5 protein-coding genes and 5 pseudogenes are annotated in these 13,227 nt (G+C 73.9%); 5 read left to right on the top strand and 5 right to left on the bottom strand.

Features of this window, described 5'->3' with window-relative positions; all coding sequences use genetic code 11:
* Positions 1–23 precede the first annotated feature (23 nt).
* Positions 24–980, bottom strand: a pseudogene (locus tag F9278_RS05325) (BadF/BadG/BcrA/BcrD ATPase family protein); the annotation flags it as partial.
* Between F9278_RS05325 and F9278_RS05330 the strand changes: the two are divergent.
* Positions 940–2,220 carry a glycoside hydrolase 5 family protein gene (locus F9278_RS05330; RefSeq protein ID WP_404819003.1) on the top strand — a complete coding sequence of 427 codons (1,281 nt, stop codon included), beginning with the start codon at positions 940–942 and terminating at the stop codon, positions 2,218–2,220. The pseudogene F9278_RS05325 and the gene F9278_RS05330 sit on opposite strands and share 41 nt — an antisense overlap.
* A 173-nt stretch (positions 2,221–2,393) precedes the next feature.
* Here F9278_RS05330 and F9278_RS05335 read toward each other — a convergent pair whose 3' ends face one another.
* The 3 genes and pseudogenes from F9278_RS05335 to F9278_RS05345 form a co-directional block, all read right to left on the bottom strand.
* The gene (locus F9278_RS05335; protein ID WP_152167229.1) at positions 2,394–3,887 is read right to left on the bottom strand and encodes a glycoside hydrolase family 3 N-terminal domain-containing protein; all 1,494 of its coding nucleotides are present in this window, start codon (positions 3,885–3,887) and stop codon (positions 2,394–2,396) included.
* 56 nt (positions 3,888–3,943) lie between these two features.
* On the bottom strand, positions 3,944–4,585 hold the full coding sequence (locus tag F9278_RS05340; protein ID WP_152167230.1) for a DUF6629 family protein: 642 nt from the start codon (positions 4,583–4,585) through the stop codon (positions 3,944–3,946).
* A 217-nt stretch (positions 4,586–4,802) separates the two neighbouring features.
* A pseudogene (locus F9278_RS05345) lies at positions 4,803–5,468 on the bottom strand (MFS transporter); the annotation flags it as partial.
* 27 nt (positions 5,469–5,495) lie between these two features.
* On the opposite strand from F9278_RS05345, the pseudogene F9278_RS46890 reads away from it, so the two are divergent.
* The 3 pseudogenes from F9278_RS46890 to F9278_RS05360 form a co-directional block, all read left to right on the top strand.
* Positions 5,496–5,876, top strand: a pseudogene (locus tag F9278_RS46890) (phytanoyl-CoA dioxygenase family protein); the annotation flags it as partial.
* A pseudogene (locus F9278_RS05355) lies at positions 5,860–7,083 on the top strand (AMP-binding protein); the annotation flags it as partial. The pseudogenes F9278_RS46890 and F9278_RS05355, both read left to right, overlap by 17 nt.
* Positions 7,080–9,065 (top strand): annotated as a pseudogene (locus F9278_RS05360) (beta-ketoacyl synthase N-terminal-like domain-containing protein); the annotation flags it as partial. The pseudogenes F9278_RS05355 and F9278_RS05360, both read left to right, overlap by 4 nt.
* Positions 9,066–9,254: 189 nt before the next feature.
* Here the strand turns inward: F9278_RS05360 and F9278_RS46895 are convergent.
* A complete protein-coding gene (locus F9278_RS46895) occupies positions 9,255–9,857 on the bottom strand; it encodes a hypothetical protein (RefSeq protein WP_152173709.1) in 603 nt (200 codons plus the stop codon).
* 194 nt (positions 9,858–10,051) lie between these two features.
* Here F9278_RS46895 and F9278_RS05370 point away from each other — a divergent pair, with 194 nt between their 5' ends.
* Positions 10,052–13,201, top strand: coding sequence for a glycoside hydrolase (locus F9278_RS05370; protein WP_152173710.1), 3,150 nt, complete (start codon positions 10,052–10,054; stop codon positions 13,199–13,201).
* Positions 13,202–13,227: the final 26 nt, after the last annotated feature.

Genomic DNA, 13,227 nt, shown 5'->3' on the forward strand with positions numbered 1-13,227 from the left:
CGGGGTGCCAGGGCGGTGACGGTCTCGGCCAGGCGGCGGGCGGCCTCCTGGAGGATCTGCACGGCCACCGCGTCCTTGTCCTCGGCCGTCCGCACCACCCCGGGTGCGTGGTCGGCCAGCCGGACGGGCGGCCGGTCCATCACGGCGGGCAGCAGACGGGCGCGGTAGGCGGTGCGCCGCTCGGCACTCCACGCGACGGCGCCGATGGTCCCGTACCCCGCCGCGGGCAGCACCTCCTCCGGCAGTCCGAGGTCGCGGCCGACCGAGAGGACGAGCGCGGTGGGCACGCTGCGGCCGTCCGCCGCGCGCAGGGCGGCCCGTACGGCCGCGCGGCCGATCCAGAAGCCGCCGCCGTCGTCGCCGAGGAGCCAGCCGTCGCCGCCGGAGGTCGCGGTCGGCACCCGTGCGGTGATCCGGGCCGCGACCGCGCCGGTGCCGGCGACCAGGACCAGCCCGTCGGCGGGATGGCCGGGGGCCGCGGCGAACGTGGTCTCGATGTCGCTGTGGACGCCGACCGCGGGCGCGTCGATGCCGAGCCGGGCGAGCGCGGCGGTGAGGGCGGCGCGCGCCCGCAGCCGGCCGGGTTCGTCGGCGCCCTGGGCCTGGTGCCCGGCCCCCGCGAAGCCGCCCGCCACCGCGACCACCCGCCCGCGCAGTTCCTCGGGCACGGCCCGCGCGACGGCCTCGGCGAGGTGGTCGGCGAGGGCCGGTCCGGGCACGGTGAGCGAGTTGCCCGGCCCGGCCGCGCCCCCGCCCCGGACGCGGCCGTCCCCGAGACCGGCGAGGACGGCACGGGTACGGGTGCCACCGGCGTCGATGCCGACGACATAGGCCGGGGCGTTCGGGGAGCCGTCGGTGACCGGCCGCTCGGCCGGCGCCGGGGATTCCACCGAACCTTGGTTCAAATCACTATTCATTGCCGTCCATGGTGGTTGATACATTCGCCGGAGACAAGGTCCGTCTCTTGAGGAGGACGCCATCAGCACGCCGCTCTCGCCCGCGCCCGCACTCCGCTTCGGCGTCAACTACACCCCACGCCGGGGCTGGTTCCACGCCTGGCACGACTTCGATCCCGGGCGCGTGCGCGAGGACCTGGCGCAGATCGCCGGACTGGGCCTGGACCACGTCCGGGTCTTCCACCTCTGGCCGCTGCTCCAGCCCAACCGCACCCTGGTCCGGGCCTCGGCCGTGGACCAGCTCGTCCGGCTGGTCGACCTGGCCGCCGAGTGCGGTCTCGACGTGCTGGTGGACGGCGTCCAGGGCCATCTGTCGAGCTTCGACTTCTATCCGGAGTGGACCCGCAGCTGGCACCACCGCAACGTCTTCACCGACCCGGAGGCGATCGAGGCGCAGGCCCTGCTGCTGCGCACGCTCGGCCGCGCCCTCTCCGGCCACCCCCACCTCATCGGCCTCCAGCTCGGCAACGAGCTGAACAACCTGGTGGCGCACAACCCGGTCACCGTGGCCGAGGTCGACCACTACCTGGACACCCTGCTGGCCGCCGCCCGGGACGGGCTCGGCGAGGGCGGGGGCCTGGTCACGCACTCGGCGTACGACGACGCCTGGTACGGCGACGACCACCCCTTCACCCCCGAGGCCTCGGCCCGCAAGGGCGACCTCACCACCGTCCACCCCTGGGTGTTCTCCGCGAACTGCGCCGGCCGCTACGGCCCGCGCTCACCGCAGGTGCACCACCTCGCGGAGTACGGCACGGAGCTGGCCACCGCCTACGCCACCGACCCGGACCGCCCGGTCTGGGTGCAGGAGACCGGCGCCCCCGAGCCGCACATCCCGGCGGCCGACGCCCCCGACTTCGCCCGTGCGACCCTGCTGAACGCGGCCGGCTGCGACCGGCTGTGGGGCGTCACCTGGTGGTGCTCCCACGACGTCGACCGCGCCCTGGCCGACTTCCCCGAACTGGAGTACACACTCGGCCTGTTCGACTCCACGGGCCGGCCGAAGCCGATCGCGGAGGCCCTGTCGACGACGGCCACCGAGATCCGCACCACCACGGCCCCACCCACGCCCCGCACGACGGCCCTGGTCCTGGACTGCGCCCCGGCCACCCGCTCGGTGTCCGGACCGGGCGGAGCGTTCTTCGACACCTGGACGCGCCTGCGCCAGGAGGGCGTCCGCCCGGCCGTGGTTCTGGCGGAGCGAGCGGAGGACACGGCGTACTTGGCGGCGCGGGGGATCACGGAGTTGATCGAGGGGAAGTGAGGGGCGGGGCGGGGTGCCGGACGGCCATGAACGCCCGCCCCGGCCCCGCGCCCCGGTGAAACGCTCGGGGCGCAGCCCCTACGTTTCAGGGGCGCGGGGAACCGCGCGAGAAGCCCCACGGACCGGAGGCCCGTCCACGGCGGAAACCACCCCCCGCCGGGGACCGGCCTCGCTCAGGCCGTGCGCCCCACCAGGACCTCGGCAAGGGCCCGCAGATTCACCCGCCCCCTCCCATACGCGGCAACCACGTCACCCACCTCGGGCAGCCCCGTCGACACCACCGGCGCATCCGGCCGCACCCCCAGCAGCGCGTCCCTGAGGCGCCCCTGCCAGGGGTAGAGCTCCGCGTCGCACAGGGCGAGGACCAGCGGACGCGCCCCGGCGGCCCGCAGCACCTCCCCCACGACGGCCCCGATGTCGTCCGGCTCCCCGGCGACAGCGGTCCCCGTGGCGGTGGGGTCGAGGGCGCGGACCTCGGTCAGCAGATCCTCCCCGCCCCAGTTGAGGGCGGGATGCGGGGGCGGGAAGCAGTCGACGACATGGGCGCCCGGCACCGCTCCCGGCAACGACCCCCCACGCCGTACGGCCCGTCGCGCCGCCGTCAGCCCGGCATCCGCGTCCCACCCGCCCGCGGCACCCGGCCGGAACGGCACCGCGTACCCCAGCGCGAGCCGCCGTACCCGTTCCGCCGCCTCGGTCACCCGCTCCTCGGCGAGGTCGCCCGTCCGCAGCGCGTCGAGCACGGCGTCCCGGCAGGCGAGGGTGACCTCCAGATCCGGTACGGCGACGATGACCTGGTCCGCCCCGGCGGCGAGCGCGAGCCGGGCGCCGGCGGCCTCGCCGTAGCGGTCGGCGATGGCCTTCATCTCCAGCGCGTCGCTGACGAGGACGCCGTCGAAGCCGAGTTCGCCGCGCAGCAGATCGGAGAGGATGCGCGGGCTGAGCGTGGCGGGCCGGTCGGGGTCGAGGGCCGGGAAGACGACATGCGCGCTCATCAGCATGGGCACGCCCGCGTCGACGGCGGCCCGGAAGGGCGCGAGGTCGAGGTCCTCGTACGGCCGTGGGTCGACCGCCAGTTCGTGGTGGCTGTCGGTGACGGTGCCGCCGTGGCCGGGGAAGTGCTTGGCGCAGGAGGCCACGCCGCGTGCCTCGGTGGCCTCGATCCAGGCCCGCAGATGCCGGGAGACCAGCTCCGGGTCGCCGCCGAAGGCGCGGGTGCGCACGATCGGGTTCTCGGGGCGGCTCTGGACATCGGCGACGGGGGCGTAGGAGGCGGTGATGCCGAGCGAGAGCAGATGCCCGGCGAGGGCGTCCGCGCAGGCGGCGGTCAGGCCCGGGTCGTCGGCGGCGCCGAGCGCCCAGGAGCCGGGCACCTCGGGGGCGCCCGCGGCGACGAGGTGGCCGATGCCGCCGCCCTCGTTGTCGATGGCCACCAGCAGGTCCGGGCGCAACGCCCGCAGGGTGCCGGTGAGTTCGCGGACCTGGTCGGCGTCGCGGATGTTGCGGGTGAACAGGATGACCCCGCCCAGGCCGCGGTCGATCAGCCGTTTCAGGGTGTCGGGGACGGTCGTCGTACCGTCGAAGCCCGCGACGAGGCAGCGGTGTGCTGCCTCGTCGAGGGCCGCGGGGAGGACCGGGCCGAGGGGCCCGGCGGCGGAATGTGTCACCTCCGAAATCCTCTGGCTGGACAAGCCGGAAGTCAACAGTTCGGTGGATGATTGATTCACCAAGGATCCGCGGTGCCCCCGGAGCACGGCCGCCGTCGTGCGCGCACCCAGCCGAGCAGCACCACCGAGCAGACGGCGGCGAAGGCGCACCAGGTCGAGACGAACTCCAGTCGCCACAGCGCCCAGCAGATCGCGGCGCCGACGGCGGCCAGGACGCCGAGCACCAGGAGCCGCCGGTCGCCGGAGAGGAGCAGGGAGCCGACGGTGGCGAGGAGATAGCCGGCGGCGAGGAGGGCCGGGTGGGAGAGGTCGACCGTGTAGCCGACGGTACGGCCCCGGATCTCGGCCGTCACCGGGCCGGTGGCGAGGCCATGGGCCAGCGCGGCGGCGGTCGCGACGCCGATCGCGAGGAGCGCGGTGAGCCGGGTCCGGGCGGCCGGCGGGGCCGCGCACCACACGCCCGCCGGTACCCACACGGCGAGCAGCGGCAGTGCGATGACGGCCCAGGCGACGGTGGCGGGCCCGCTGCCGCCGTGCGAGGACCAGACCGCCGACTCCACGATCTGGTGGGCCCCGAGCAGCAGCGGCAGCGCCGCGAGCGGCAGATCCCGCCGGTCGCGCACCAGCGCCGCACAGGCCACGCCGACGGCTCCGACACCGGCGCCCGCCACGAGATCGGCCGTCGCACTCCAGCACATCGCGCCATCCCGGGTCCGCCGTCATCTGCGCGGGCCACGCTATGTCGCGCGCACCGCCGTCCCGGGTCGGACACTCCCGTGAGCCCCGCACGCCGTCCGGGTGTCAGCGTGCGGGTTCGTAGGTGAGCTGTTTGACCTGACGGAGGGTCAGGGTGGTCTCGACGGACCGGACTCCTTCGAGGGCGCCGATCCTCTCGCTCAGACAGCGGTGGAGCAAGACGAGTGCGGTGATCGTCAGTGCGGCGGTGAACTGGCCGGGCCAGTCCGGTCGGCGGTTGCCCGGGGCCCGGGAGTCGGTCAGGAGCTTCGCCGCGCAGACCAGCGCGGCGAGGGAGGCGGGGACGGGCAGGAGGTAGATCCAGCACCAGGCGAAGTGGTCCAGGACGACACCGGCGATGACGGGGCCGAGCGCCAGCGCGGCGGTCAGGGACGTGGCCCACAGTCCGATGAACCGGCCCCGTTCACGCGGGTCCGGGACGGCGTGGCTGATCAGGGCCAGGGTGCTGGGCAGCAGGGCGGCCGAGCCCAGCCCGGCCAGGGCCTGACCGGCCCAGAGCAGTTGCACGGACTGCGCGCACAGGGCGACGAGGGCACCCGCGCCGCTGAGGGCGAGGCCCGCCTGGAAGACCCGCTTGCGGCCGTGGACGTCGCCGAAGACACCGGCGGTGAGGATGAGCGCGGCCATCGGGAGCACGAACGCGTCGGACACCCAGGAGAGTTGGGAGGTCGAGGCGCCGAGGGCTCGCTGGATCGCGGGCAGGCTCGCCGACACGCTCGTCACCGGCAGACAGGCGACGAACACGCCGACGCAGGCCATGACGAGCGTCGCGGTCCGCCGTTCTCGCGGGGCGTTCGCCGGGGCCGGTGTCGGGGGCGGCGTCATGGGTGTGGTCGTGGTCGGGGGCGTGGCATTCACGAGGACTCTTCTCTGACCGAGGCGGACTGCGATCTCGACACGTTCCGCGCGCTCGTGGAGCGGAGCACCGACCCCGCCGACCACCCCTCGGCCGAACGGATCGACCGGAACGTGCCGCTCTACGACAGCGACCGGCTCCGCGCCCTGACGGCCACTCCCGAGGGCCGCCGGACCGTGCGGAGCGAGCTGGTCAGGACCCTGCTGGACGGCCCCGGCATCGTGGTGCTCAAGGGCGCGTTCACCGATCCGGCGGTCGTGGACCGGGCGTCCGCCGCGTGCCGTGGACTGATCGAGGAGGAGTGCGCCGCCGGTACCTCCCGGGGCGACCACTTCGCGAAGCCGGGCGCCAACGACCGCGTACACCTCCGGCTCGACCCGTACCCCGGCGGGCGTGGAGATCACGCACGCCAACGTCGTCGCCAACGCCCGCCAGGCGCTGGCCGCCTACGGTGCCGACGCGCATCCGGTGACCTGTGTGGGCTGGCTGCCGCTCTACCACGACATGGGGCTGGTGCTGAGTGTCGCGGCGCCGGTGGTGCGGGGGCTGCTGTCGGTACTCATGGATCCGATGGCGTTCCTGCACGAGCCCGTGCGCTGGCTGCGGCTGCTGGCGGCGCACCCTCGCGCGCTGAGCGCGGCGCCCGACTTCGCCTACGACTACTGCGTCTCGACGGTCACCGAGGAGCAGAAGGCCGGGCTGCGGCTGGACGGTGTCACCGCGCTGATCAACGGCAGCGAGCCGGTGCGGCCGGGCACGGCGGACCGTTTCCACGCCGCGTTCGCCGCGCAGGGCCTGGCCCCGGAGACGCACTGCCCGTCGTACGGGCTGGCCGAGGCGACCGTCTTCGTGTGCGCGGCCCGCCCCGGGCGGCCGATGCGCGGGTTCGCGCTCGACCGTGACGCGCCGGCCACCGGCAAGGCGCTGCCCGCGCGGCCCGACGATCCGCGGGCCGTGCTGCTGGCGGGCTGCGGCGCTCCGGCGGGCCAGCGGGTCCGGATCGCCGACCCGGTGTCACGGGCCGCGCTGGCGGAGGGCGAGGTCGGCGAGATCTGGGTGCAGGGCCCCAACGTGGGGCGCGGCTACCGGAACCAGGACCGGCGGTCGCGGCGGGTCTTCGGCGCCGTGCTCGCGGATGCCACGACGGGGCCGGGCGAGTGGCTGCGGACCGGTGATCTGGGGACGGTCCTGGACGGGCAGTTGATCGTCACCGGGCGGCTGAAGGATCTCATCGTGGTCGACGGGCGCAACCACTATCCGCAGGACGTGGAGGCCACGGCCCAGGACGCGCATCCGGCCGTACGGCGGGACCGGCTGGCCGCGTTCGGGGTGCCGGGCGGCGGCGGGGAGCGGGTGGTCGTCGTCGCGGAGCATCCCCGGAACGTGCCGCTCGCCGACATCGACGTCCCCGGCCTGGTCCGGACCGTGCGCGCGGCCGTCTCCGCACGGCACGGGCTGCGGCTCTCCGACGTGGTCCTCGTCCCACCGGGCACGGTGCCCCGGACCTCCAGCGGAAAGGTCGCGCGGGCGCTGACCCGTGAACGGTATCTGGCGGGTGCCTACGCGGTGGGGGCCGAGGGATGAGGGTCGTGGGGGACGGCGAGGGCACGCCGTGGCGGCGGGTCGGCGCCGGGGAGGAGGGCGCGTTGCGGCGGCTGATCGCCGAGCGGGTGGCGGCGTGGAGCGGTTCGGCCGCCGAGGACGTGCCCATGGACCGGCCGTTCACGGATCTCGGGATGTCCTCGCGGGACGCGGTCGTGCTGGCCGGGGAGTTGTCGCGGGCCACGGGCCGTGAGCTGCCGCTGACCCTGCTGTGGGAGGCGTCGACGGGGGACGCGCTGGTGGCCCGCCTGCGCGACACGGCGGCGCACGCCGACGCCCGGGTCCGGGTGACCACCCCCAGGACACCCGCGAGACCCGTGAGGCCCGTGAATTCCCTCAACCCCCCGCCCGTGATGCCCGGTGAGCCGGTGGCCGTCGTCGGGGTCGGCTGTCGGCTGCCCGGTGGTGTGCACGGCCCGGCGGACTACTGGCGGTCGCTGCTCGACGGCGTGGACGCGATCCGGCGCGTCCCCGAGGACCGGTGGCGGGACTTCACGCCGTACCCGCCCACCGACGCGCTCCCCTACGGCGGCAATCTGGACGATGTCGCCGGATTCGACGCGGACTTCTTCCGCATCAGCCCGCGCGAGGCAGCGGTGATGGACCCGCAGCAGCGGATCCTGCTGGAGGTGGTACGGGAGACCCTCGACCACGCCGCCGTCCCGGCCGGGTCCCTCGCGAGCAGCGCCACCGGGGTGTTCGTCGGGGTCTCCGCGCCGGAGTACGGGCAGCTCACCGGCGCCGACCCGGGCGCCGTCGACCCCTGGGCGCCGGCCGGCGGGGCGCTGAGCGTGGCGGCGGGCCGGCTGTCGTACGTGCTGGACGCGCGGGGGCCCAGCATGGCCGTGGACACGGCGTGTTCGTCGTCGCTGGTGGCCGTGCACCACGCGTGTGTCAGTCTGCGCACGGGCGAGAGCGATCTCGCGATCGCCGCCGGGGTCAATCTGCTGCTGTCCCCGACCGTCACGGTGGCGTTCCGGCGGGCGGGCGCGCTCGCGCCGGACGGCCGGTGCAAGCCGTTCTCGGCGGCGGCCGACGGCATCGGCCGGGGCGAGGGCTGTGCGGCGGTGCTGCTGAAGCGGCTGTCCGACGCCGAACGCGACGGTGACCGGATCCTCGCCGTCGTCCGGGCCACCGCCGTCAACTCCGACGGCCGCTCCAACGGCCTCCTGGCCCCCAACCCGGCAGCCCAGCAAGCCCTGTTGACGACGGCCTACGCACGCGCCGGGCTCTCCCTCCACGACCAGCTGTCCTCCGGCGGCCCCCTGGACCGCCTGGAGGTCGCCCAACCGGTGCTGCTCTGTGCGCAGTTGGCGCTCGCCGAGCTGTGGCGGGCGCACGGGGTGGAGCCCGCCGCGATCATCGGCCACTCCCTGGGCGAGGTGGCCGCCGCGGTGTGCGCGGGCGCGCTGCAGGTGTCGGACGCGGCCCGGGTGGTCGCCGTACGGGCCCGGCTGCTCAGCGGGCCGCAGGGCGGCGCGATGGCGGTCGTGGACCTCGACGACTCCGAACTCGGCGCGCTGGAGCGGGACTTCCCGGGTGTGTGGGTCGCCGTGCACTCCTCGCCCGGCCAGAAGGTGGTCACCGGGGACGAGGAGGCGGTGGCCCGGCTGGTGCGCCGGCTGGAGGGGGAGGGGCGGGCCGCGCGGGCGATGCGGGTGGTCGGGGCCGGGCACTCCCCGCAGGTGGAGCCGCTGCTCGTCGAGTTGACGGCGGAGCTGGCCGACATCCGGGGAGGACGCCCCGAAGTCCCCGTCTGCTCCACCGTGCTGGACGACCCGCGCGGCGACTGTGTGTTCGACGCCGCGCACTGGGCTGCCAACCTGCGGCGGCCCGTGCGTCTGGACCGGGCCGTCGCCGCAGCCGCGGCGGACGGCCACACCACCTTCCTCGAACTCTCCCCCCACCCCGTCCTGACCCGGGCGATCACGGACAACGCCCCCGGTGCCCTCGCCCTCGGCACCCTCCACCGCGACGCGCTGCGCCGCGCAGCGCTCTCAGGTTCTTTCCCTTGCTGCGACTCGTGTTCATGCGGGGACGGTAGGACCGCGCGAGCGACCCCACCGTCCCATGCTCACAACAACGCAGCCACCGTCGGCACCTTTGTCACCAGGCACCAACTTCCACCGCCACAGGCCGAGTTGACACGCGGGCTACAGCCCGTCGCCCACCATCGCGGACACGATCCGCACATGCCGGTCGGCCGCCGTGCCGGAGAACTCGTTGTCGTAGTTGAGCCCGTACGGCCAGAAGTGGCCGCCCCCGGTGGAGATCTTCGCGCTCGCCCCTTCGTACTGCCGGACGAGCGCGGTGGCCCGCGAGCCGGTCCAGGTGCCGGTGCCGCCCAGCCGCGACCAGCCCGCGCTGGTGCCCACGCCGATGGTGTGCGCGATCTCGTGCAGCGCGGTCCGCTCGTTCATATAGCTGCGGTTGGAGCCGAAGCGGATGGTGCCGTTGATGTTGCCGTCGGCGGTCGGGACGCCCGGCTCGTAGCGGACGGTGATGGTCTTGCCGAGGTCGCTGAGGTTGTTGTAGCGGGCGACGGCCGCGTTCATGGCGGCCGTGATGGTGGCGTACGCCGACTGCTGGTCCTGCGTCGGGTTGCTCGCCCGGACGAGGGTCCAGGTGATGGTGGCCGCCGCCGCCCGCTCCGCGGGTACGGGCGCGGCCTGCGGGGCCGCCTGCGCGACACCGGGTCCGGCGAGCAGCGCCGCCGCCAGCGCCGCGACGACCACCTTCCTGCGCGGTGAGTTCATGGGAATGCCTCCGGTTTTCGTGGGGGGGGAGGAGGTCGGGGGGGGAATTCCTGCACACCAGGGCTAGAAAGCGCTTTCAGTTTCCTGAATGCTAAGCACGTGTTTTGGGCATGTCAACGAAATCGCGCCGCCTCTGTGGTGTGGAAAGGAGTGTCGTGACCCCACGACATCGCATCGTCCGGACTCTGGCGTCCATGGCCCCCTGGGTCCTCGGCGCGAGCCTCATGGCCGCGCCCACCGCGAGCGCGGACACGGCGGTCTCCGCCTCGGCGGCGCCGAGCGCGGTCACCGTCCGCGTCGACCCGTCGTACCAGCAGCAGGAGTTCGAGGGCTGGGGCACGAGCCTCGTCTGGTTCGCCAACGCCACGGGCAACTACCCGGAGCCGATCCGAAGACAGCTGGTCGACATGCTGTTCGGGGAGGACGGCCTCGGTCTGACCATCGCGCGCTACAACATCGGCGGCGGCAACGCCCCCGACGTCCGCAAGGACTACATGAAGGCCGGCGCGACGATGGACGGCTTCTGGAAGGCCCCCGAGGGCACCACCCGGCAGGACATGGAGTGGTGGGACCCGAACGACCCGGAGCACTGGAACTGGGACGCCGACTCCGGCCAGCGCTGGTGGGTGGACCAGATCAAGGACAAGGTCGACACCTGGGAGGCGTTCAGCAACTCGCCGCCCTGGTTCCAGACCGTCAGCGGCTATGTCTCCGGCGGCTTCGACGCGAACACGGACCAGATCCGCGCGGACCGTGTCGACGAGTTCGCCACCTATCTGGTGAAGGTCACCGAGCGCCTCGAAGAGGAGCACGGTATCGACTTCGACACCATCGCGCCGCTGAACGAGCCCAACACCAACTACTGGGGCACCCAGATCGGCGCGAACGGCCAGCCCACCGGCGGCCGTCAGGAGGGCGCGCACGCGGGCCCGGCGCTCCAGCAGAAGGTGGTCCTGGCCCTGGAGAAGGCGCTGCGGGGCGCGGCGACCGACGCCGACATCTCCGCGATGGACGAGACCAACCCCACGATCTTCACCCAGAACTGGAACGCCTACGACGCCTCCGCGCGGGCGGCGGTGCCCCAGCTCAATGTGCACACCTACGGCACCGGCATGCGCACCGCCGCCCGTGACATCGCCAAGGGCGCCGGCAAGAAGCTCTGGATGAGCGAGGTCGAGGGCACCTGGGGCACCGGCAGCGACTTCACCAGTATGGAACCGGGCCTCGGCATCGCCACCCGTATGGTCGACGACATGCGGGAACTGGAGCCCTCCGCCTGGGTGTTCTGGCAGCCGATCGAGGACTCGATCCCGCAGGCGGCGGCCGGCAAGAACTGGGGCAGCATCCATGTCCCGTTCAACTGCACGGCCACCGACACCCTGGAGACCTGCCCGATCCGGGCCAACTCCAAGTTCCACACCATCCGGAACTTCACCCATCACATCCGCCCCGGTGACCACTTCGTGAAGGTCGACGACCCGTCCAGCGTCGCCGCCGTCAAGGAGTCCGGCCGCGCGGCCACCGTGGTCCATGTGAACAGCGGCACGACCGCGCGTTCCGTCACCCTCGACCTCTCGCGCTTCCGCAAGTTCTCCTCCGACGCCACCGTCACGCCCGTGGTGACGAGCGACGCCGGTGCCCTCGTCGAGGGAACACCGGTGCCGGTGAAGGACCGTTCGGCCACGCTCGACGTGCCCGCCAAGTCCGTCACCACCTTCCTGGTCGAGGGTGTCGGCGGGGTGGCGAAGGACGCCGCCCTCGTCCAGCCCGGCCACGTCCACCGCCTCCAGGGGGCGCAGAGCGGCAAGTCGCTGGCCCCGTCCGAGGACGGCACCGGAGTCGTCCTCCGCACCACCGACGCGGCCCAGGCCCGTCAGCTGTGGTCCGTGGAGCGGCTCACCCCCGGCAGCGGCAACCGCGCCCGCTACACGCTCACCAACGCGGACACCGGCGGGCGGCTCGCCGTACGCGACAACCAGGCCGTCCTCGAAGACCCGGCGGACGGTGCGGTCCCCGACGCCGCTCAGTGGGTCATGTCGACCACGGGCGACGGCAGTTGGACGTTCGTGAACGCCGCCACCGGCCGTCTCCTCGATGTCACGGGGCAGTCGTCGGCGGACGGCGCCAAGGTGTCGACGTACACCCCGACCTCGGCCGCCAACCAGCGCTGGGCCGTGTCCGACGAGACCGTGCTGAGCACCGAGCAGGCCGAGGCGTTCACCGTGCCGGGGCTTCCGCCGAGGCTGCCGGAGACGGTGACCCCGGTGTTCCCGGACGGCGCCCGTGGCTCGCTGCCCGTGGTGTGGGACGTGCCGTCGGACCGCAAGTGGCGCAAGCCCGGGACCGTACGCGTCAGAGGTGAGGCGACGGACGCGCTGGGCCGGAAGGTCCGGGCGAAGGCGCTCGTCACCGTCGACACCGTCGCCTCGACCGTCGCGGGACGCGCCAAGACGTTCGTGGGCGGTGCTCCGGAACTCCCGGCGACGGTCGTCGGCGTCGGCCGGCACGGCGGCCGGACCACCCTCCCGGTGACCTGGGAGGCGGCCCCCGAGGGGGCGTTCGACGAGACCGGTGTCGTCACCCTGTCCGGCACGGCGCGGATCGTGGACGGCTCCACCGCCACCGCGACCGTACGTGTCCAGGTCACCGAGGGCACGGCCGCCAACATCGCGCCCGACACCGGGGTCTCGGTCGCCGCGACCTTCACGGAGAGCGGCTACTCGGCCGAGCGGCTGCGCAACGGGACCACCGCCGAGAAGGCCTGGTCCAACTGGAGGTCGGGCACCAAGAACCCGTCCGACACCATCACCTTCGGCCTCCCGAAGGCCCGCGACCTCACCCGGGTCGTCGCCCACTTCCACCGGGACGGCACCAATATCTCCTTCCCGGAGAGCCTGAAGGTGCAGGTCCGGGCCACCGAGAACGGTCCGTGGACCGACGCGAGCGGGTCCGTCGCGGTCGGTACCGAGGGCACCCCGGTGATCGACGTCCCGCTCGACGCGGGCCCGGTGACCGGCGTCCGCGTGGTCATGACCGCGCGGCCGGGCGGCTACATCACCCTGGGCGAGATCGAGGTGTACGCCAAGTCCCCCGGTGTCTCCTCGGACGCCGCCGCCGGGTCCGTCGAGGTGGCCGGCGAGCCGATCGGGTCGTTCGACCCCGACACCACCGCCTACCGGGTGGTCACGGACGACCCGAGCCGGGCGGAGGTCACGGCGACGGCGCGGGACCCGTACGCGACCGTCGAGGTGGAGCGTGGCGACAGCGCCTCGGCCGTCGTCACGGTGACGAGCGAGGACGGTACGCGGACCCGGACGTACCGGATCGCGCTCGTACGACGCTGAGGTGACCGGCGGGGACCGGTGACGGT

This window comes from Streptomyces phaeolivaceus (assembly GCF_009184865.1).
Lineage (GTDB): Bacteria > Actinomycetota > Actinomycetes > Streptomycetales > Streptomycetaceae > Streptomyces > Streptomyces phaeolivaceus.